At 60.9% G+C, this 19,703-nt stretch carries 20 protein-coding genes; 11 read left to right on the top strand and 9 right to left on the bottom strand.

What is annotated here, in order from left to right:
• The 4 genes from folK to P7F28_RS24430 all read left to right on the top strand — a co-directional run bounded on the left by folK (position 1) and on the right by P7F28_RS24430 (position 2,435).
• The gene (gene folK, locus P7F28_RS24445) at positions 1 to 528 is read left to right on the top strand and encodes a 2-amino-4-hydroxy-6-hydroxymethyldihydropteridine diphosphokinase (RefSeq protein ID WP_277187345.1); all 528 of its coding nucleotides are present in this window, start codon (positions 1 to 3) and stop codon (positions 526 to 528) included.
• Positions 525 to 1,205 (top strand): deoxynucleoside kinase, encoded by a 681-nt coding sequence (locus P7F28_RS24440; RefSeq protein ID WP_277187344.1) that lies wholly within the window; start codon positions 525 to 527, stop codon positions 1,203 to 1,205. Before folK ends, P7F28_RS24440 begins: the two co-directional genes overlap by 4 nt.
• Before the next feature lie 25 nt (positions 1,206 to 1,230).
• Complete coding sequence (gene panB, locus P7F28_RS24435; protein WP_277187343.1) at positions 1,231 to 2,046, top strand: 3-methyl-2-oxobutanoate hydroxymethyltransferase; 816 nt, start codon at positions 1,231 to 1,233, stop codon at positions 2,044 to 2,046.
• A gap of 89 nt (positions 2,047 to 2,135) precedes the next feature.
• On the top strand, positions 2,136 to 2,435 hold the full coding sequence (locus P7F28_RS24430) for a hypothetical protein (protein WP_277187342.1): 300 nt from the start codon (positions 2,136 to 2,138) through the stop codon (positions 2,433 to 2,435).
• Between the two features lie 8 nt (positions 2,436 to 2,443).
• On the opposite strand, the gene P7F28_RS24425 is transcribed toward P7F28_RS24430, so the two are convergent.
• Entirely contained in the window at positions 2,444 to 3,259 is an 816-nt protein-coding gene (locus tag P7F28_RS24425) for a CopD family protein (RefSeq protein WP_277187341.1), read from the bottom strand.
• 466 nt (positions 3,260 to 3,725) lie between these two features.
• On the opposite strand from P7F28_RS24425, the gene P7F28_RS24420 reads away from it, so the two are divergent.
• The 4 genes from P7F28_RS24420 (at position 3,726) to P7F28_RS24405 (ending at position 8,198) form a co-directional block, all read left to right on the top strand.
• A complete protein-coding gene (locus P7F28_RS24420) occupies positions 3,726 to 4,463 on the top strand; it encodes a cytochrome c (protein WP_277187340.1) in 738 nt (245 codons plus the stop codon).
• A 21-nt stretch (positions 4,464 to 4,484) separates the two neighbouring features.
• Complete coding sequence (locus tag P7F28_RS24415) at positions 4,485 to 5,783, top strand: cytochrome c (RefSeq protein ID WP_277187339.1); 1,299 nt, start codon at positions 4,485 to 4,487, stop codon at positions 5,781 to 5,783.
• 100 nt (positions 5,784 to 5,883) lie between these two features.
• Positions 5,884 to 6,504 carry a hemolysin III family protein gene (locus P7F28_RS24410; RefSeq protein WP_277187338.1) on the top strand — a complete coding sequence of 207 codons (621 nt, stop codon included), beginning with the start codon at positions 5,884 to 5,886 and terminating at the stop codon, positions 6,502 to 6,504.
• A gap of 200 nt (positions 6,505 to 6,704) precedes the next feature.
• Complete coding sequence (locus P7F28_RS24405; protein ID WP_277187337.1) at positions 6,705 to 8,198, top strand: DEAD/DEAH box helicase; 1,494 nt, start codon at positions 6,705 to 6,707, stop codon at positions 8,196 to 8,198.
• 52 nt (positions 8,199 to 8,250) lie between these two features.
• Here P7F28_RS24405 and P7F28_RS24400 read toward each other — a convergent pair whose 3' ends face one another.
• The 4 genes from P7F28_RS24400 to ggt form a co-directional block, all read right to left on the bottom strand.
• Positions 8,251 to 8,745: a hypothetical protein gene (locus tag P7F28_RS24400; protein ID WP_277187336.1), complete on the bottom strand. Its 495-nt coding sequence runs from the start codon at positions 8,743 to 8,745 to the stop codon at positions 8,251 to 8,253.
• Between the two features lie 13 nt (positions 8,746 to 8,758).
• Positions 8,759 to 9,583, bottom strand: a complete 825-nt coding sequence (locus tag P7F28_RS24395) for a ferritin-like domain-containing protein (RefSeq protein ID WP_277187335.1) — start codon at positions 9,581 to 9,583, stop codon at positions 8,759 to 8,761.
• A gap of 309 nt (positions 9,584 to 9,892) precedes the next feature.
• The gene (locus P7F28_RS24390) at positions 9,893 to 11,191 is read right to left on the bottom strand and encodes an MFS transporter (RefSeq protein ID WP_277187334.1); all 1,299 of its coding nucleotides are present in this window, start codon (positions 11,189 to 11,191) and stop codon (positions 9,893 to 9,895) included.
• A gap of 88 nt (positions 11,192 to 11,279) precedes the next feature.
• The gene (gene ggt / locus P7F28_RS24385) at positions 11,280 to 12,917 is read right to left on the bottom strand and encodes a gamma-glutamyltransferase (RefSeq protein ID WP_277187333.1); all 1,638 of its coding nucleotides are present in this window, start codon (positions 12,915 to 12,917) and stop codon (positions 11,280 to 11,282) included.
• Between the two features lie 441 nt (positions 12,918 to 13,358).
• On the opposite strand from ggt, the gene P7F28_RS24380 reads away from it, so the two are divergent.
• Complete coding sequence (locus tag P7F28_RS24380; RefSeq protein ID WP_277187332.1) at positions 13,359 to 13,556, top strand: hypothetical protein; 198 nt, start codon at positions 13,359 to 13,361, stop codon at positions 13,554 to 13,556.
• Positions 13,557 to 13,619: 63 nt separating this feature from the next.
• Here P7F28_RS24380 and P7F28_RS24375 read toward each other — a convergent pair whose 3' ends face one another.
• On the bottom strand, positions 13,620 to 14,003 hold the full coding sequence (locus P7F28_RS24375; protein WP_277187331.1) for a hypothetical protein: 384 nt from the start codon (positions 14,001 to 14,003) through the stop codon (positions 13,620 to 13,622).
• A 223-nt stretch (positions 14,004 to 14,226) separates the two neighbouring features.
• On the opposite strand from P7F28_RS24375, the gene glpK reads away from it, so the two are divergent.
• Positions 14,227 to 15,723, top strand: a complete 1,497-nt coding sequence (gene glpK / locus P7F28_RS24370; RefSeq protein ID WP_277187330.1) for a glycerol kinase GlpK — start codon at positions 14,227 to 14,229, stop codon at positions 15,721 to 15,723.
• A gap of 16 nt (positions 15,724 to 15,739) precedes the next feature.
• Here glpK and P7F28_RS24365 read toward each other — a convergent pair whose 3' ends face one another.
• From P7F28_RS24365 to P7F28_RS24355, 3 genes are read right to left on the bottom strand one after another with little or no spacing between them, the layout of a single operon-like run.
• Positions 15,740 to 16,426, bottom strand: a complete 687-nt coding sequence (locus P7F28_RS24365; RefSeq protein WP_277187329.1) for an HAD family phosphatase — start codon at positions 16,424 to 16,426, stop codon at positions 15,740 to 15,742.
• A gap of 35 nt (positions 16,427 to 16,461) precedes the next feature.
• Positions 16,462 to 17,640 (bottom strand): MFS transporter, encoded by a 1,179-nt coding sequence (locus P7F28_RS24360; protein WP_277187328.1) that lies wholly within the window; start codon positions 17,638 to 17,640, stop codon positions 16,462 to 16,464.
• A 33-nt stretch (positions 17,641 to 17,673) separates the two neighbouring features.
• On the bottom strand, positions 17,674 to 18,051 hold the full coding sequence (locus P7F28_RS24355; RefSeq protein ID WP_277187327.1) for a VOC family protein: 378 nt from the start codon (positions 18,049 to 18,051) through the stop codon (positions 17,674 to 17,676).
• Positions 18,052 to 18,331: 280 nt separating this feature from the next.
• Between P7F28_RS24355 and miaB the strand changes: the two genes are divergently transcribed.
• On the top strand, positions 18,332 to 19,693 hold the full coding sequence (gene miaB, locus P7F28_RS24350) for a tRNA (N6-isopentenyl adenosine(37)-C2)-methylthiotransferase MiaB (RefSeq protein ID WP_277187326.1): 1,362 nt from the start codon (positions 18,332 to 18,334) through the stop codon (positions 19,691 to 19,693).
• The last annotated feature ends 10 nt before the right edge of the window (positions 19,694 to 19,703 follow it).

Below are 19,703 nucleotides of genomic sequence, written 5' to 3'. Positions count from 1 at the left end.
ATGACGATTGCTTATCTGGGCCTGGGGGCGAATCTCGGCGATGCGCGCCAGACCCTGAAAGACGCCGTCGTGTGTCTTGCCCAGCAGCACACGATCACTGTGCTCGCGAAGTCGAGCCTCTATCGCACCGCGCCGATCGATTCATCGGGCGACGACTACTTCAATTGCGTCGTCAAGCTCGAAACCTCGTTGCCCGCGCGTTCGCTGCTGCGTCTGTGTCATATGATCGAAGAACAGTTCGGGCGCGAGCGGCCGTATCGCAATGCGCCGCGTACGCTCGATCTCGATGTGCTGTTGTATGGCGCGTCGAGCATCGATGAAGCGGATCTCGTGGTGCCGCATCCGCGTATGACGGAGCGCGCTTTCGTGCTGATCCCGCTCGTCGAACTCGAACCCGATCTCATCATTCCCCAACGTGGCCGTGCCGATGCGTTCGTCGATGGCGTCGCGGATCAGCGCATCGAAAAAGTCGCGACGTGTCAGTGCATGCCCGCCGCAGTCAAACCCTCCAAACCTATCTGCCGATGAGCGTTCCGCCACTCACCGTCACGGCGCCGCAACTGCGTCCGCCGCATCGTTATATCGCAATCGAAGGGCCGATCGGCGTCGGCAAGACCACGCTGGCGACCTTGCTCGCTGAACGCTGGTCGATGCGCACGCTGTTCGAGCGTCCACAGGACAATCCGTTTCTCGAACGGTTCTATCGCGACACCACGCGTCACGCGCTCGCCACGCAGTTGAGCTTCGCGCTGCAACGCGCCGCGCAAACACGCGAAGTCACGGAGATGCTCTCGGGCAACACGCCGTTGATGGCCGACTTTCTCACGCAGAAAAGCGAAATCTTTGCGCGCCTCACCTTGCCCGACGATGAGTTCGCGCTGTACAAAGACATCGCATCGCGTATTCAGGCGAGCGGACCCGCGCCCGATCTCGTGGTCTACTTGCAGGCGAGTCCCGAAGTGCTGTTCTCGCGCATACAAAAGCGCGCCCTGCCAATGGAACTGCAAATATCGGATTCGTATCTGCGCGCGTTGTCGGATGCGTATAACGAGTTTTTCTATCACTACGATGCGTCGCCGTTGCTGACGGTGAATGCCGAGCATCTGAACCCGCTCGCATCGGAAGACGATCTTGCCTTGCTTATCGACCGTATCGAGACGATGCGCGGGCGCAAGGAATTCTTTGTCAAAGGCGTATCGGTCTGAGACCGCTTTTCAAGTTGGATCAATCATGACGTATCTGCAGGAAACCAGCCGTTCGACGGCCACCGTCCCGAAACTTCAGGCCATGCGCGAAGCGGGCGAACGCATCGCCATGCTGACGTGTTACGACGCCAGCTTCGCCGCGCTGCTCGAACGCGCAGGCGTCGATGTGTTGCTGATCGGCGATTCGCTCGGCAATGTGCTGCAAGGGCACGGCACGACGCTGCCCGTTACGCTCGAAGACATCGCGTATCACACGGCTTCGGTGGCGCGTGGTCAGCGTAGTGCGCTGATCGTCGCGGATATGCCGTTCGGCACCATCGGCTCGAAGGAAGATGCTTACGCGAACGCGGTCAAGCTGATGCGCGCGGGCGCGGCGATGGTGAAGATCGAAGGCGGCGAATGGCTCGCGGAAACGGTGCGCTTTCTCGTCGAGCGATCGATTCCGGTGTGCGGTCATGTCGGACTGACGCCGCAATCGGTGCATGCGTTCGGCGGCTTCAAGGTGCAGGGCAAGTCGGAAGCGGCCGCCGAGCAGATGAAGCGCGATGCCATTGCGTTGCAGGAAGCGGGCGCGCAATTGCTCGTGATCGAAGCGGTGCCGACGCTGCTCGCACGCGATGTCACGCAGCAAATCGCGATTCCGACGATCGGCATTGGCGCGGGTATCGATTGTTCGGGGCAAGTGCTGGTGCTGCACGACATGCTCGGCATCTTCCACGGCAAGCGTCCGCGCTTCGTCAAGGATTTCATGCAGGGCCAGCCGAACATCTTTGCTGCGGTCGAAGCCTATGTGCGCGCGGTGAAGGACGGCAGTTTTCCGGGTCCTGAGCACACGTTCTGATTCTTCTGATGGTTTTGCGTTGTCTCGTACATACGGGCGCGTTTCCTGCGCCTAAGCTGGCGACACGTCACCACTAAACGAGAACAACGATGTGGCAAGCCCTTCCCGATGAATATGTGCGAGCGCAACTGACGGTCGGCGCGCTGGTCGCGTTCGGCGTCGCGCGCGTGATCGCGGGCGGGATCGGGGCGCAGCGCGGCTGGCGGATTGCATCGGTGACGCAGTGGTTTATCGGCGCGGTTGCGGTGTTTTGTCTGCCGCAGTTGCTCGGCTTGCTGTTCGATGTGAACACGCATACCGCGTTCGTCGAGTTGCAGGGGAAGATCGTCGGCGCGGGCGTTGCGCTGTTTTGTGCGCCGATCGTGAGTCATCGGCTCGGGTACGAGTAGGCGGATTTTTATCCCGGCATGCTGTGCGAAAGCACCGATGCCGCGATGAATACGCCGATGATCGCCAGCGCTTCTATTTGCATCAAGCGGATTACCTTTTGCGGCGCTCCGTGCGGCATCACGATCCAGCGATTCCACGCGCCAATCGCTAGCGCGAGCGCCACCAACACAAGTTTGACGTCGAGCGCGTGTCCCCATGTGCTCGATGCCAGTACGGATAGCGCGCCGCCCGTTCCGCGTATTGCGTTGTAGAGACCGGTGGCGAGCACGAATGCGACGGCGATCATCGCGGTGCGGGACACGTTGTGCAGCACGCGCATGAACTGCGCGCCGGTCTGCGGCAAAACCATCGCGCCTGCGATGACCACGCCGCCCCATACGCCTGTCGCCAGCAGATGCACCATCTGCACCGCTTCGGCGATGGAAAACGTGCCCGCATCCGCCGCATGGCCAATCGCCGATTTCCCCGCCGCTGCGATCAGCGCGACGATCAGCATCGGCGTCAGGCCTGCTCGCTTAGCGGTCAGCAGCAAGATCACGCTACCCAACAGCGCCACCGCCCAGCCGGTGCCCGCGTGCGTCGCCATCACCACGAGCCGGAGCGACGCGCCTGCATCGACAAAAGATGCACCGCTCATTTCCATCGCCAGCAGCCACAGCGAAGCCACATTGCACAGCACAAGCACGACCGCTGCGATAGGCGCGAGCGAAGACTCGGCGCGCGCCCAGCGATCCAGCAGCATCGCGCCGAGTGTCGCCGCAAACGCGATATCGCCGAGCGCGGCGACCGCTATCTGCGCGAGCGCGATCGGATCGCCGTTCACGAAGCCCGTCCGTCGAGTCGAAAGCCAGCCACGAAAATCATCACGCTCAAAAAATGCGAAGTCTAATCGATGCCGCCTGTGCACCGCAGCTTCGAAACGCCTTGATACTTTGCATCTCGCTTCCTAAGCTTGGCGACGCGGGGACGTCATCGAATATTGAGAAAGTCGAGGCTTTGTCGAAACGTGGCGTTATGCGGTGGCGCAGCATCGACGGATTCGAGCGCGCAATGGCCGCGCGGCATATTGTCGCGATTGCCGCGCGCCGTGTTGCAAAAAGCGCGTCGCACAATCGCTTACACATTGCATCAAATAGTCATCATCATGCATCGATGATAGAATTCCGCGTCGCATCAGAGGCTCTACGAGCCACTGCGGCCGTGGTCCGCCACCCTCCGCCGCTTCTTTGTGGCCGTGGTTCGCCACCTTCGCACCGAGCCGCACGAAGCTCGGCAGGTCCCCGAATTTCATGGAGTGTCGCGTGTTTTCAAGACGCATCTTTCGTCCGCTGCTTGCATTGGCACTGATCGGCAGCGCTGGCGTGTTCGGCGCTCAGGCGCAGGCCCAGACGCCGAATCAGCCTGCTACCGACAGCATGGCCGCCCGCGTGCAAGGCTGCACGGCCTGTCACGGTGTTCATGGCGAAGGCACGGACAACGATTACTTTCCCCGTCTTGCCGGCAAACCCGCCGACTATCTGTACAACCAGCTCCAGAATTTCCGCGAAGGGCGGCGCAAGTACCCGCCGATGAACTACCTCGTCACGTATCTCTCGGACGACTACCTTCATCAGATCGCGACGTACTTCTCGCAGCAGCGCCCGCCGTATCCGCAGCCGGCCAAGTCGAATCAGTCGGCCTCCACGCTCGCGCGCGGCCAGCAGATCGTGCTGAACGGCGATCCGTCGAAGAACATTCCCGCGTGCGCGGCCTGTCACGGCAAGGGTCTGACCGGCATGCAGCCGGCTATTCCGGGTCTGGTCGGCCTGCATTCGGATTACATCAGCGCGCAGGTCGGCGCATGGAAGTCGGGCACGCGCCACGCCATTGCACCCGATTGCATGCATGACATCGCCTCGCGCCTGACCGACGACGACGTGACCGCCGTCGCCGCGTGGCTTTCCACGCAACAAGCACCCGCCAACCCGGTGCCCGCGCCCGCTGGCTCGTTGAAGATGCCGCTCACGTGCGGCAGCGAACCGCAATAAGGCGTCTGGAGCGACAACACAATGAAACGCAAGTCCCTGTTCGCACTTTCCTCGGCTGTCGTGGTGGCAGCCGTCGCAGCCGCCGCCGTCCTCTGGTCGGGTGGCGAGAACCTGCATTCCGGCGGCGCACAGGCCGCAACGCCCGCCGATCAGGCCGCGCTCGTCAAACAAGGTGAATACCTTGCGCGCGCCGGCGACTGTATCGCCTGCCACACGGTTCGCGGCGGCAAGCAATTCGGCGGCGGCCTGCCGATGGCTACGCCCTTCGGCACCATGTTCACGCCGAACATCACGCCGGACGACAAGTACGGCATCGGCAAATGGACGTCAGACGACTTCTATCGCGCGATGCACACCGGCCGTTCGAAGGACGGCTCGCTGCTGTATCCGGGCTTCCCGTTCACGAGCTACACCAAGGTCACGCGCGCCGATTCGGACGCGATCTACGCGTATCTGCGTTCGGTCCCGCCGGTTTCCGAACCGAGCCGTCCGCATGAACTGCGCTTCCCGTTCAACAACCGTAATCTGCTGATCGGCTGGCGCACGCTGTTCTTCTCGGAAGGCGAGTACAAGCCGGATCCGACCAAGTCGGTGGAATGGAACCGTGGCGCGTATCTGGTCGAAGGTCTCGGTCACTGCGGCATGTGCCACACCTCGATCAACGCGATGGGCGGTCCGGTCAGTTCGGCGGCGTTCGCCGGCGGTCTGATTCCGCTGCAAAATTGGTACGCGCCGTCGCTGACGTCGAACAAGGAAGCGGGTCTGGGCGACTGGGACATCAAGGACATCAACGATCTGCTGAAGACCGGCGTGTCGCAGCGCGGCGCGGTGTTCGGTCCGATGGCCGAAGTGGTCCACAACAGCCTGCAATACATGAGCGACGGCGACATCAACGCGATCTCGACGTATCTCAAGTCGATTCCGCAGAAGAAGGAAGCGCCGGAATCGCTGCAACTGGAAACGTCGGAAAAATTCGGCGGCGAGCTGCTTACGATGGGCAAGAAGGTCTACACCGAGAACTGCGCGAAGTGTCACGCGGAGAACGGTCTGGGCAAGCCGCCGGCGTATCCGCCGCTGGCCAACAATCAGTCCATCCAGATGCCATCGGCCGTCAACCCGATCCGCATGACGCTCAACGGGGGTTATCCGCCGAGCACGGAAGGCAATCCGATGCCGCACGGCATGCCGCCGTTCGCGCAGTCGCTGTCGGATACGGAAGTCGCTGCGGTTGTGACCTACATCCGTATGTCGTGGGGCAACCACGGCACGCCGGTGTCGCCGCAGCAAGTGAGCAATCTGCGTTCGGCGCCGCTGGACTGACGACTTTGTAGGTCCCTCACCGGGACAGCGTACAATACGCACCGGGGCGCAGCCTTCAATCGGGCCGCGCCCCTTGTCTTTTGGTGAGGCGAATCAGCATATGCATTTCGGTGAGCGTTTCAACAGCATCAGCCATCTGATCGGCGCGGTCCTGTCGGTGGCCGGGCTGACGGCGCTTGTCGTGATGGGCTCGCTCGAAGGCGATCCGTACAAGATCGTGAGCTTCGCGGTGTACGGCGCCATGCTCGTCGTGCTGTATCTGATTTCGACGCTGTATCATTGGGTGCGCTCGCCGCGCGTGAAGGCGATCCTCCAGAAGTGCGATCATTCGGCCATCTATCTGTTGATCGCAGGCAGCTATACCCCTTTCACGCTAGTGACATTGCGCGGCCCCTGGGGCTGGTCCTTATTCGGCGTGAGCTGGGGGCTTGCAGCGCTCGGCATCACGCAGGAACTCACGCTCGGGCGCCGAACCCGCAGCGTCTCGATGGTGCTGTACGTGTTGATGGGCTGGCTCGCGCTCGTAGCCGTTCATCCGCTCGTGACGGCGCTGCCACCCGCGGGCACCGCGTGGCTGGTGGCGGGCGGCGTGATCTACAGCGCCGGCATTTATTTTTTCATCAACGACGAGCGTATCCGGCACGGCCACGGTATCTGGCACCTGTTCGTGCTGGCAGGCAGTCTTTGTCAGTTCGTGAGTGTTGCGCGTTACGTCGCATAAGCATCGCATTGATTCGATGCAACTTACGGCCAGTTGGCGTGTCTTGATAGCGCGCCGAACTCTTGCGGCATCGCCCGTCGGTCCACGACCGTCGCTTTTATGGCCCCGCCGCCCGATTTACTTCCGAGCGTCGCATTTGCGCTGTCGCGGTGAACCTCGCCCGCACGCGCCGCTCGCTATAACGAACTCGAAAAACCGTTATGTCCTTTGATTCACTCGGCTTGTCCGAACCTCTGCTGCGCGCTGTCAATGAACTGGGCTATACCAGCCCGACTCCGATTCAGCTCCAGGCCATTCCCGCCGTCCTGAAGGGCGGCGATCTGCTCGCGGGCGCGCAAACCGGCACGGGTAAGACCGCCGGTTTCACGTTGCCGATTCTGCAACGTCTGTCGCAACTTGCGCCCGCCACCGGCAGCGCCAAGCGCCCGGTGCGCGCGCTGATTCTGACGCCGACGCGTGAACTCGCCGCGCAGGTCGAAGAAAGCGTGCGTGCTTACGGCAAGTATCTCAAGCTCAAATCGACCGTGATGTTCGGCGGCGTCGGCATTAATCCGCAGATCGATGCGCTGCGCCGTGGCGTGGATATCGTCGTGGCGACGCCGGGGCGTCTGCTGGATCACATGCAGCAGAAGACCATCGACGTGTCGCAGCTCGAAATCCTCGTACTCGATGAAGCCGACCGCATGCTCGACATGGGCTTCATTCACGACATCAAGCGCGTGCTGGCGCGTCTGCCGGCGAAGCGCCAGAACCTGCTGTTCTCGGCCACTTTCTCCGATGAAATCAAGGCGCTCGCCGACAGCCTGCTGGATTCACCCGCGCTGATCGAAGTGGCGCGCCGGAATACGACGGCTGAGCGTATCGAACAGAAGATTTATCCGGTCGATCGTGACCGCAAGCGTGAGTTGCTGACGCATTTGATCCGGCAGAACAACTGGTTTCAGGTGCTCGTGTTCACGCGGACCAAGCACGGCGCGAATCGGCTGGCTGAGCAGTTGACGAAGGACGGTATCAGCGCGCTGGCCATTCACGGCAACAAGAGCCAGTCGGCGCGTACGCGTGCGCTGGCCGAGTTCAAGGCGGAAACGCTGCAAGTGCTGGTGGCGACGGATATCGCGGCGCGGGGGATCGATATCGACCAGTTGCCGCATGTGGTCAACTTCGATTTGCCGAACGTGCCGGAAGATTATGTGCATCGGATTGGCCGGACGGGGCGTGCGGGCGCGGACGGTGAAGCCGTGTCGCTCGTGTGCGTGGATGAACACCAGTTGTTGCGCGATATCGAACGGCTGATCAAGCGCGCGATTCCGCAGGAAGTGGTGCCTGGCTTCGAGCCGGACCCGAATGCGAAGCCTGAGCCGATTCAGCGGCGTAGTCAGGGACAAGGCCAAGGTCAGGGGCGTCGTGCGCCGCGTGAGGGTGAGGCGCGTCGTGGCGGCGAGCAGCGTTCAGCGAAACCGGCCGGCAGCAAGCCGCAAGCTCAGGCTCCGCGCGATGGCCGTAGTCAGAAACCCGCCGCGCCGAAAGCCAATCCTGCACCGCGTCGTTCCCACGATGCAGCGCCAGCTGGCTCCAACGCGCGAGGCGGCGGTGCCAAGGCAGGCAATCCCGGCGCGCTGCTCGGCGGCAAGCCGCGCACCGACGGCAATTCGACACGCCGCGACGGCAACCGCTCGTCCGAGCGCGCGCGTTAAGTCGGCTTGGTTATGTCGGCTTGGTTATGTCGGCTTGGTTATGTCGGCTTGCTTAAGTCGGCTTGTCTTTTAGGGCGGCGCTCGCCGCCCTCTTCAACCATTCGATTTGCTCACGCCAGCGCGCCTGCACACTCTGCGCGTCGGGCAAGTCGAACGTAATACCGCCCGTCAAACGCGCATAAGCCACACGCTGCGCTTCCCCGCTTTCGATCCAGCCGACAAAACACGCAAGCGGCACACCTTCCAGCGCGATGCATCGCGTATCCAATTGCACTTGATAAAACGCTTCGTCGAATACGAACGTGAGCGTGGCGTGGCCGTCTTGCGTGATGGCTTGCGCGGTACGCGATGTCGGCCATAAAGCGAAGCACAGCGTACGCGCATCCGGCGCAATCAGTTCGCCCGCGCTCAGCAACGCGGTTCGAATGCGACCGTTGCTGTCAGCCGCACAAAGCGAGAAAGCGAATCCATCCGGCGCGCGCTCGAAAAGCGCGCGAAGTGGCGGCGTCCATGCGTCGAATACCGTTGTCTGCGCCGTGCTCGTCATTCGCCTTCGACGCTCAACGGAAGAAAAACTGCGTCATCTTCGCAAGCGGAATCTGCACGCCGGGCTGAATGCGCGCGGGCAAATCGAGCGGCTTCAACAACATTTTGATGCACTGATCCGCCGACAAATTCCGCCGCACCAGCGCATTCACACGCGCCGACAATTCGCGGTTGTACTCCGAATCCTGCGCACGATCAGGATAACGAACTGCGAATACATGTCGCAGCGCGATTTCCGAATCCTCGCTCTTGAGCTCGAGCACACGGCGAATCAATGCGCCGAGCACCGCAATCCGCCCGTTGCCTTCGATCTTGTTCCACTTCTTGAAGAACTGGAAAAAGTGCTTGTAGTGACGCACTTCATCTGTACGGATGTTGTCGGTGATTTCTTTGAGCACCGGTTCGTCCGAACATTTATTGATAGCGCGATAAAGCGTGGCCGTCCCCGTTTCGACAACGCAGCGCGCGACCATTTCGAGGGCGCGCTTCTTTTCGAAAGCTTCGTAGGAACAGGTTTTCGAATATTCCTCGAAGAAATTCTTGAAAGCCGTGTCCCAATCGAAATCCGGCCAAACATGATGAATGTACGCCTTGAGCGCGCGCCCGTGCTGCATTTCTTCGGGCTCCCACTCATTATTGAGCCACGCGGCGATCTCCGAATCGTCCTTGAAATACGTGCTGAGATTGCTCGTATAAAGGTCGGTGCCGCTTTCGATAAACGAACAGGCGCATAACAACAAAAGCAAATATTCGTTCGATGCCGCCTTCTGACGATCTATCCGATTGAGATCGATGTCTTCGATGCGCCACGGCATCACGTGGGTACTGTCTAGGTGCATGTATCGCGCTCCCTGGCTGAACTGAAACGCGCCATCGGCCATAAAGGGCGGCCGTGGTTCAATTGATTCCGCGATGATTCGTTACCAACCCGAACTAAGGATACGCTCGAGGTCGATCCAACCATCTTAGCTGTCCCGCAATGAGTTTGCAGACATCGGGGACAGACTTGTCCATATGCCGATCGGTTCCGTCGAAGTCAAATTCTTACGACTCTGAGCAACCACTCACTGACTTTGAATAGCAGGAATCATGCCTTTATTGATATGAGGCAGTTTAAAGCGCGAGAAAACACCAGGTTGCGATTGTAGTCACGCCGTCCGTAATGCACGGCGCATGCGCCAACCAACGATCGCCAGCGACACGCCCGACAACACCGCAGCGAGCAGCACGTAATAGCTTGGCGCGAGTTTGTCACCCGTGGCGTGAATAAAACCTTCGACAATAGTCGGCGCGAACCCGCCGAACAAGGTCACGCCGAGCGCGTATCCAATCGACAAACCTGTCGAACGCACGCGCGTGGGAAATATCTCGGACATGAGCGCGGGCATCGGGCCGGAATACGCGGCTTTGAGAATGCCCGCGACTGCCTGAAGCACGACTAGCGATGCCACCGTCGGATGCGCCTGAAGCCACGAAAACATCGGATAAATCGTTACGCCCATGACGATCGACGTGCCGAGCATGATGCGAATTCGCCCGAGCTTGTCGGACAACGCGCCCATGATCGGCGAAAAGATGAACTGCAATCCGCCATTCAGCACCACGACAGCGAACGATGCCGTCGCGGGCAGATGAAGCTGCTTGACCGCGTACATCGGCATATAAAGTTGCAGGACATACACGCCGACTGTCGATTGCGCGACGATGCCCACCGCCAGCAACAAATTCACCCATTGATTCGAGAACGACACATCGGATGCGGTCGTCTTCTGCGCCCGCCGATTCGCGATGAACTCCGGCGTCTCATCCAAATGCGAGCGGATGTAATACCCGACCGGTCCGATCAGCAAGCCGAACACGAACGGAATGCGCCAGCCCCAGCTTTCGAGTTGTGGTTGCGGCAGCCATGCGCTCAACACCGTGCCGAACGCGGCGGCAAGAATCGCGGCAAGACCTTGGCTCGCGAACTGCCAGCTCGCGTAATAGCCGCGTCGCGACGCGCTGTGCTCGACCATGAACGCCGTCGCGCTGCCGAATTCTCCGCCCACCGCGAATCCCTGAATCAGACGCGCGAGCAAGATCAACAGCGGCGCGGCAATCCCGATGTGCTGATACGACGGCATCACGGCCATCGTCAGCGTGCCAATCATCATCAGAAGGATGGCGAGCGTGAGCGCTGCCTTACGCCCTTTCCGATCGCCGTAGATACCGAGGACGATTGCGCCGAGCGGCCGCATCAGGAACGAGATGCCGAAGGTGCCGATGGCGAGCATCGTCGAGAGCCATTCGTCTTGCGCGGGAAAGAACGCCTTGGCGATGGTCGCGGCGAAATAGCCGTACACCAGGAAGTCGAACCATTCGAGCGCGTTGCCGATCGACGATGAAAAGACGATTCGGCGGACCATCGACTTCGTTAAGGGCGGCGCGGGGACGGCGCAGTCGTTCATGAAATGAAGTCTCCGTTGATTTCGTATAGGCGTGCGCCGCCATTCGCTGCTCGCAAGCAGCGATCTGAATGGCGACGTGCTTTTTTAGTTAGAAACCTGCGGCAAGCCCATCGCGCCGGCTGTCGCTTGCGGCCACGTAGCCGCGCTCGGGATCGTCGCGATCCAGCTTCCAGATGTATTGGCCCGAGCCGAAGTCCATGTAGGGATCATCGACGGACTTGATGGTGTGGCCGAGTCCTTCGAGCGCGCGCGCGGTTTCGGCGTCGAGCGTAGCTTCGATGTCGATGGTGAAATCGCGGTTCACCTTCCAGCGCGGTGCGTCGCATGCGGCCTGTGGCTGCTGGCCGTAGTCCAACATGCGCACGATGGATTGCAGATGGCCTTGCGGCTGCATGTCGCCGCCCATCACGCCGAAGCTCATCACGGCTTCCTGCTTACCGCCGACATTCTGTGTGAGGAACGCCGGAATGATCGTATGGAACGGCCGCTTGCCGCCTTCGACCACATTCGCCGATTTCGGGTCCATCGAGAAACCACAGCCACGGTTTTGCAGCGCGATGCCGGAATTCGGCACGACCACGCCCGAACCGAAGCCCATGTAATTCGACTGGATGAAGCTGACCATCATGCCGCGCTCGTCGGCCGCCGACATGTAGATGGTGCCACCCGCCTTCGGCATGCCGAAGTCGAATTGCGTGGCTTTGGTCGGATCGATGAGTTTGGCGCGCTCGGTGAGATAAGCGTCATCGAGCATTTGCTCGGGCGTGACTTCCATCGAACGCGGATCGGCGACGTAGCGATATACATCGGCAAAGGCGAGCTTCATTGCCTCGATCTGCAAATGCTGCGACTCGATGCGATCGACGCTGAGCGCGCTCACATCGAACTTGTCGAGAATGCCGAGCGCGATCAGCGCCGCGATGCCCTGCCCGTTCGGCGGAATCTCGTGAACCGTGTGACCGCGATAATCTTTGCTGATCGGCTCGACCCAGTCCGCGCGGTAGTTGCGCAGATCGTCCATGGTCATGGCCGCGCCGCATTCACGCGCGAACGCCGCGATGCGTTCACCGATTTCACCTTCGTAGAATGCGCGCGGACCGTGCTTCGCCAGTTGACGCAGCGTGGCCGCGTGGCCAGGAAAGCGCACGAGTTCGCTGACTTCGGGCGCGCGTCCGTGCGGCATGAAGACATCCGCAAATCCCGGCTGATCCTTCAACTCCGGCACCGCCGCCGCCCACTTGTACGCGACGATGCTCGCCACCGCATGCCCACGCTCGGCAATCTCAATAGCCGGTTCCATCAGATCGGCGAAAGGCAGCGTGCCGAACTTCGCATGAAGCGCTTCCCATCCGGCGATCACGCCGGGCACCGTCACCGCATCCCAGCCGCGCTTCGGCTGACGCACGAGGCCATTTTCTTCGCCGTATTTGCGACGAAAGTAATCGACATTCCACGCCGCCGGCGACACACCCGACGCGTTCAGCCCGTGCAGCTTCTTGCCGTCCCAAACCAGCGCGAACGCATCGCCGCCCAAGCCACACGAAACCGGTTCGACGACAGTGATAGCGGCCGCCGCTGCGATCGCCGCATCGACAGCATTGCCGCCCTTCCACAGCATGCGCAAACCCGCCTGCGCAGCCAACGGATGCGACGTGGAAACGATATTGCGTGCGAATACCGGCAAGCGCGGCGTGGGATACGGGTTCTGCCAATTGAAGCGAGTCATTGTGTCTTTTCCGGAATTACGAGCGATCAGAACCGCATCACGAAGCGTTAGTCGATGGGGTCAGGCGATTAAGCAGAAGCGGAATATTGCATTGCCCCCGTAAGCTTAAACAAATTCATTTGTTGTATGAATTGATGCAATAAAAGCATGGATGCGCGGCGGCCCGCGTCTGTGTGCACTGCATCAGACACTTAAAGTGGTTTCTGCAAATTCCGCTCTTTGTCGAACCGCCTTCTCGCACCTCAAAAGTCAAAGCCAAAATTTTCTCAGTGTTGGTTGGCACTCGTCTGACGCTTGCCTACAATCCGAATTCCCGGCTCGCGCAGCACACAAAACAGCGCGACTGCCCGGTTGTCGGTTTCCCCGTAAAACGTTTCGAAGCAAAACGATCCGGCTCACAAAGCCGGCTGCTGATGCTGTTCGGTCGTCATGGAGAACGCAATGCTGAGTCCGCACGAATTTGCCACGCTGCTATTGGTTCAGGAAGCGCCTAATCAGGTCGATATGGAAAGGCAAGAGCTCGACGCCCTACTCGAACGTCAGCTCGTACAACTCGAAAATCTCGCCTCGGGCCGCCAACAATGGCGTCTCACCGCTTCAGGCGATTCCACCATTAAGGCTTTCAAGCGTTTCTCGTAGCAAATTCGCGGGCGCGGCAATCACGCTGCGCCCTGCTCGCCGCTCCGCTTTCCCCTCACGCGTTCAGCCTGCGCGCAAAGTCGGATCGACCGATGCGCGCCAGCTCAAAGCTTGCGCCCGCTGATCCAGAAAGAAATTCGCCCACGCACGCTGCGCCTCCGCGCCGGGATTCGCCTTGTACGCGCTGTATCGCTCAGCGATCGACGCCTGGAACGCGCAATAGCGATCCTTCGGCAACGCGCCACGCTTTTGCGCAACGTAAGCATCGTAGAAAGCCGAATAGACGGATTGCGCCTCCGCACCGTAATCCACGGACGACGTTCCGCACATCGACTGAAGCGCGCTGAAAGACGGCGCGCCCAACGAGCCATCAAGATTAGTCGGCGTGGAAACGCACCCGCCCAGCACGGTCACGGCCAGCACGCTCGATACAGCCAGCATTCGCATTGCACTCACCTCTCGTTCGATTCGAGCCGCCAGTATCGGACGATCCTGCGGACCGCGCCACTCGGCCGAATGGCATAGGCAAATCGGCATGTTCCGCGTGCGTAGGCCGATTGCGCTTTTGGCCTATGCCATCCGGCCAGGTTGTCCACGCCGCGCGCCTCCGATAGATTGAACGTACCGGCATCGCCTTGTTTGCGACTGCCGCTCGACCCGGAGGAAGCTCATGCAGGATCAGTACGTTCTCGCGCTCGATCAAGGCACGACCAGCTCGCGCGCTATGCTGTTCGACAGAAACGGCAACGTGGTGTCCATCGCGCAAAAGGAGTTTCAGCAGATCTATCCGCAGGCCGGATGGGTCGAGCACGATCCGCAGGAAATATGGTCAACGCAGGCGGGCGTCGCGGCCGAAGCGGTCACGCGCGTGGGATTGAGTGCGTCGTCGATTGCGGCGGTGGGGATCACGAATCAACGCGAGACGACCATCGTGTGGGACCGCGAGAGCGGCAAGCCGGTGTACAACGCGATCGTCTGGCAGGACCGCCGAACCGCCTCCATGTGCGACGAATTCAAGGCGCGCGGTTTGGAAGCGCTGATGCGCAGCAAAACCGGCTTGCCGATCGACTCGTATTTCTCCGCGACCAAGATCCGCTGGATTCTCGATAACGTCGAAGGCGCGCGCGACAAAGCGAAGCAAGGACGCCTCGCATTCGGCACTGTCGATAGCTGGCTGATGTGGAATTTCACGCGGCACGCACTGCACGTCACCGACATCACGAACGCGTCGCGCACCATGCTGTTCGATATCCACGCGCGCCGCTGGGACGACGAACTGCTGGAAGCCTTCGACATTCCACGCAGCATGTTGCCGGAGGTGCGCACGTCGTCGGAAGTGTATGGCTCGACGCAAGGTTCGGTGTTCGCCGCCGATGTGCCGCTCGCGTCCATCGCGGGCGATCAGCACGCCGCACTGTTCGGACAGATGTGCACAGACGCCGGCATGGTCAAGAACACTTACGGCACAGGCTGCTTCCTGGTGATGAACACTGGCGAACAGCCGATCGAGTCGCGCAACAATCTCGTGACGACGATTGCGTGGCAGATCGGCGATCAGGTGAACTATGCGCTGGAGGGCAGCATCTTCATTGCGGGCGCGGTGGTGCAATGGCTGCGCGACGGGCTCGGCATCATTCGGCACGCAAGCGAAATCGAAGCGCTCGCGCGCAGCGTGCCGCATAGCGATGGCGTGTTTCTCGTGCCCGCGTTCGCCGGTCTGGGCGCGCCGCACTGGAACGCGCGGGCGCGCGGCACCTTGTTCGGCGTGACGCGTGGCACGGCGTCGAGTCATATCGCGCGGGCGGCGCTCGATTCGATCGCGTATCAATCGCTCGATGTGTTGCGGGCAATGGAAGCGGATTCGGGCAATCGGATCGCGCAGCTACGCGTGGATGGCGGCGCATGCGCGAACAATCTGCTCATGCAGTTTCAGGCCGATGTGCTGGGCGTCGATGTCCTGCGTCCGCGCGTCGCGGAGACGACCGCGCTCGGTGCGGCTTATCTCGCGGGACTCGCGGTGGGTTACTGGAAGGACATCGAAGAATTGAAGGCGCAGTGGCAACTCGACCGCCGCTTCGAACCGTCGATGCCGGCATCGGAAGTCGAAGCGTGTCTCGCTGGATGGAAGCGCGCGGTGGACGCGGCGAAGCTATGGGCGGACGCATAAACCCATGCAGCGAAAGTCAAGAGAGTACGTCGCCGAAATCGCCGCGCACGCCTGCATCGACCAGTGCGGGCAACTCATCCATATGCGCCATGATCCGCGTGATGCCGGTTTCGTGCAGGACTTGCGCGTAGCCCGAAGGAATATGACTCGCGCCGATAAACGCAATAGTCTTCATACCCGCCGCGCGCGCCGCCGTCAGTCCGGCGATGCTGTCTTCGACAACCAGACAACGCGACGGATCGACGCCAAGCGTTTCAGCTGCGAAGAGATAGACATCGGGATAAGGTTTCGGCCGTGCGACCTGCTGCGCGCTGAAAACGCGATTCCCCACGATCTCGTCCAGCCCCGCGCGCCGCACCGACGCCTGCACGCGCTCCATGCGGCTGTTCGAGACGACCGCGACCGGCAAGCCGCACATTTCGAGCGCGCGACGCACGCCCTTGATCGGCCCGACCGAACGCGCGAGTTCGACAGAAACGCGCGCTTCGATCGTATCGACGAAATCCGGCGGCATGGTAAGGCCGAACTTGGTCTCCAGCCCCGCGAGAAAACGCGACGTCTGCTGACCGAACGCGGTCTTGACCACGGGGTGGAAATCGATGCCCGGAAACGTCTCGGTGAGCACGTCGAGCATGACGCGATCCGCAATGATTTCGCTGTCAACGAGCACGCCGTCGCAGTCGCAGATGAGGTGATCGATCATGTTTGTTCAGTTTTGGTGAGCCGACATGATAGCGCTCAGCACGCGTCGGCAACCTTTGCATCATGGCTAACGGGTTGCGCGTCGAGTCGCGCGGCGAACCACGTCACGGCGAGGGCCGCGATAGCCACGGCCGCTGCCGCCCACGGCAAGGCATCGAGGCTGTAACCATGCGTGAGCACCGCACCGCCCAGCCATGCACCGCCCGCGTTGCCGATATTGAATGCGCCAATATTCAGCGTCGAGGCCAGATTCGGCGCCTGCTTTGCTTTCTCGACCACGCGCGTCTGCAACGGCGGCACGGTCGCGAACGCGGCAATGCCCCAGAGGAAAATCGTGACAATCGCGCCGATCTGGCTGTGGCTGGTCTTGGCAAAAACCGCCATCACGATGGCGAGCGCGAGAAGAATGCCCATCAGCGAACGCATCAACGCGCGGTCCGCGAGTTTGCCGCCGATCATATTGCCGATCGTCAGCCCGACGCCGAACAGCACGAGCACCAGCGTCACGCCGCGTGGCGAGAATCCGCCGACCTGTTCGAGAATCGGCGCGATATAGGTGAACACGATAAACACGCCACCGAAGCCGAGCACGGTCATAGTGAGCGCGAGCCACACTTGCGGATCACGCAGGACGCGGACTTCGTGGGCAAGACCGGCGGGCGCGGCGTCGTGTCGATTCGGCACGAGCGCGGTCACGCCGAGCGCAGAAAACACGCCGAGACCCGCGACGATCCAGAACGTCGCACGCCAGCCGAGTTCCTGACCGATGAACGTGCCAAACGGCACGCCCAGTACGTTTGCGAGCGTGAGGCCGGTGAACATCAAAGCAATCGCACTTGCACGCTTTTCCGTGGGCACGAGCGACGCCGCCACCACCGCGCCAATGCCGAAGAACGAGCCATGCGCAAAGGAAGTCACCACGCGCGCAACCATCATCAATTCGTAGTTCGGCGCGACTGCACACAACACATTGCCGACGATAAACACGAGCATCAGCAATTGGAGCGTGAGTTTGCGCGGCAGTCTCGCGGTCAGCACCGCAAGCAAGGGCGCGCCGACTGCAACGCCCAGCGCGTAACCGGACACGAGCAGCCCGGCGGATGGAATCGAAACGGAGAGATCGTGCGCGACATTGGGCAGCAAGCCCATGATGACGAACTCCGTCGTGCCGATGGCGAACGCGCTGATCGCCAGCGCAAGAAGAGGCAGAGGCATGATGGCTCCGTAGAGGGAGAAGCGGTAGACGCGTTAAGAACGCGCAGTCACGAATTCGACGACGACACCCGGCGCGAGCCGCATGAACAACTGGCGTTCGCGCGCCAGCGGCACGTCGGCGAGTTGATACGCGTAACCGTGCGTTTCGAGCCGATCAGTCAGCGCGGACCATTCGGCGGCATTGTCGATACGCAGGGCGAAGTGATCGATGCGTGCGGAAGCTGGCCGTTCCGCCGAAGCCGCGCCGCCCGTGCCGATCAGATGCAGAACCGGCCGCGCATCGAGATACAGCCAGTAGCCATCGACGCCGAAAGGCGGACGCGGCCCGACGCGCATCCCCGCGACATCGACGAAAAAGCGCATGAAGGCATCGCAGTCGGGCGCGATGAGGGTGACGTGATCGAGTTGCATGGCAGACCGCGCAAAGGTGAAGAAGTGATCGCCATTTTGCGAAGCGGGCCGCGAATTGAGAATTGGGCTACGCTTTGAATCATTATCAAAGCGGATTTGAAAATGAGGGAATCGGAAGGCATTGCCCTACCCACGCAACGACGTAAGGAATCGCTGCCGGCGCTATAATATCGGGCTAAATTGCAGTAAAAAGCGGCCAGATCAGCGTAGAAGTCCGCGAATCCCTTTTCAATCCTTTAATGAGCGCCCCCAGGTTAACCACTGTGACCGGCGTAGATTCATGACCAAGAAAGTTTATGTAAAGACCTTCGGCTGCCAGATGAACGAGTACGACTCCGACAAAATGGTCGATGTGCTCGGCGCGGCGGAAGGACTCGTGAAGACGGACACGCCCGAAGACGCGGACGTCATTCTGTTCAATACCTGCTCGGTGCGCGAAAAGGCTCAGGAAAAAGTGTTCTCCGACCTCGGCCGCGTGCGCGAACTGAAGGAAGCGAACCCGAATCTGCTGATTGGCGTGGGCGGTTGCGTGGCCAGTCAGGAAGGCGCATCGATCGTGGCGCGTGCGCCGTACGTGGATCTCGTGTTCGGGCCGCAGACGCTGCATCGCTTGCCCGCGATGATCGATCAGCGCCGCGCCACGGGCCGCGCGCAGGTCGATATCACCTTCCCCGAAATCGAAAAGTTCGATCATCTGCCGCCTGCGCGCGTGGATGGTCCGAGCGCGTTCGTATCGATCATGGAAGGCTGCTCGAAATATTGCAGCTATTGCGTCGTGCCGTACACGCGCGGTGAGGAAGTATCGCGTCCGCTCGACGACGTGCTGACCGAAATCGCCGGTCTCGCGGATCAAGGCGTGCGTGAAGTCACGCTGCTTGGCCAGAACGTGAACGCTTATCGCGGCGCGCTGACGCTCGGATCGAACGAAATCGCGGATTTCGCGACGCTGATCGAGTACGTCGCGGAGGTGCCGGGCATCGAACGCATTCGTTATACGACTTCGCATCCGAAGGAATTCACGCAGCGTCTGATCGATACCTACGCGAAAGTGCCGAAGCTCGTCTCGCATCTGCATTTGCCGGTGCAACATGGCTCGGACCGCATTCTGATGGCGATGAAGCGCGGCTACAGCGTGCTCGAATACAAGTCGGTGATTCGCAAATTGCGCGCAATCCGGCCGGACTTGTCGCTGTCAACGGATTTCATCGTCGGATTCCCCGGCGAAACGGAAGACGATTTCAACAAGATGATGGCGCTCGTCGATGAGATGAGTTACGACACCAGCTTCTCGTTCATCTACAGCCCGCGTCCCGGCACGCCCGCCGCGAATCTGCATGACGACACGCCGCGCGAAGTGAAGCTCAAACGCCTGCAACATCTGCAGGCGACCATCGAAGAAAACGTGCAGCGCATCAGCGCGTCGATGGTGGGCAAGACCGAGCGTATTCTGGTCGAGCGCCCGGCGCGCAAAGATCCGAACGAACTCGCAGGCCGCACGCAGAATAATCGCGTGGTGAATTTTCCGGCGCCGGTGCAGTCGCACGCGCGCCTGATCGGCCAGATGATCGACGTGAAAATCACGCATGCGTATCCGCATTCGCTGCGTGGCGAATTGGTGCTCGCGCCCGAAATGACGCATTGAGTGGCGCACT

Source organism: Caballeronia sp. BR00000012568055 (assembly GCF_029439455.1).
GTDB lineage: Bacteria > Pseudomonadota > Gammaproteobacteria > Burkholderiales > Burkholderiaceae > Caballeronia.
Note: the sequence above shows the minus strand (reverse complement) of the source record. Positions and strands in the feature narration are given on the sequence as shown.

Bases quoted from the DNA above. Each gene is read 5' to 3' on its own strand.
- P7F28_RS24395 (WP_277187335.1), bottom strand. From the start codon at position 9,583: ATGCACCTAGACAGTACCCACGTGATGCCGTGGCGCATCGAAGACATC.
- P7F28_RS24440 (WP_277187344.1), top strand. From the start codon at position 525: ATGAGCGTTCCGCCACTCACCGTCACGGCGCCGCAACTGCGTCCGCCG.
- P7F28_RS24405 (WP_277187337.1), top strand. From the start codon at position 6,705: ATGTCCTTTGATTCACTCGGCTTGTCCGAACCTCTGCTGCGCGCTGTC.
- P7F28_RS24420 (WP_277187340.1), top strand. From the start codon at position 3,726: ATGGAGTGTCGCGTGTTTTCAAGACGCATCTTTCGTCCGCTGCTTGCA.
- P7F28_RS24400 (WP_277187336.1), bottom strand. From the start codon at position 8,745: ATGACGAGCACGGCGCAGACAACGGTATTCGACGCATGGACGCCGCCA.
- P7F28_RS24360 (WP_277187328.1), bottom strand. From the start codon at position 17,640: ATGCCTCTGCCTCTTCTTGCGCTGGCGATCAGCGCGTTCGCCATCGGC.
- glpK (WP_277187330.1), top strand. From the start codon at position 14,227: ATGCAGGATCAGTACGTTCTCGCGCTCGATCAAGGCACGACCAGCTCG.
- folK (WP_277187345.1), top strand. From the start codon at position 1: ATGACGATTGCTTATCTGGGCCTGGGGGCGAATCTCGGCGATGCGCGC.
- P7F28_RS24380 (WP_277187332.1), top strand. From the start codon at position 13,359: ATGCTGAGTCCGCACGAATTTGCCACGCTGCTATTGGTTCAGGAAGCG.
- panB (WP_277187343.1), top strand. From the start codon at position 1,231: ATGACGTATCTGCAGGAAACCAGCCGTTCGACGGCCACCGTCCCGAAA.
- P7F28_RS24430 (WP_277187342.1), top strand. From the start codon at position 2,136: ATGTGGCAAGCCCTTCCCGATGAATATGTGCGAGCGCAACTGACGGTC.
- P7F28_RS24365 (WP_277187329.1), bottom strand. From the start codon at position 16,426: ATGATCGATCACCTCATCTGCGACTGCGACGGCGTGCTCGTTGACAGC.
- P7F28_RS24390 (WP_277187334.1), bottom strand. From the start codon at position 11,191: ATGAACGACTGCGCCGTCCCCGCGCCGCCCTTAACGAAGTCGATGGTC.
- P7F28_RS24415 (WP_277187339.1), top strand. From the start codon at position 4,485: ATGAAACGCAAGTCCCTGTTCGCACTTTCCTCGGCTGTCGTGGTGGCA.
- P7F28_RS24355 (WP_277187327.1), bottom strand. From the start codon at position 18,051: ATGCAACTCGATCACGTCACCCTCATCGCGCCCGACTGCGATGCCTTC.
- ggt (WP_277187333.1), bottom strand. From the start codon at position 12,917: ATGACTCGCTTCAATTGGCAGAACCCGTATCCCACGCCGCGCTTGCCG.
- miaB (WP_277187326.1), top strand. From the start codon at position 18,332: ATGACCAAGAAAGTTTATGTAAAGACCTTCGGCTGCCAGATGAACGAG.
- P7F28_RS24410 (WP_277187338.1), top strand. From the start codon at position 5,884: ATGCATTTCGGTGAGCGTTTCAACAGCATCAGCCATCTGATCGGCGCG.
- P7F28_RS24375 (WP_277187331.1), bottom strand. From the start codon at position 14,003: ATGCGAATGCTGGCTGTATCGAGCGTGCTGGCCGTGACCGTGCTGGGC.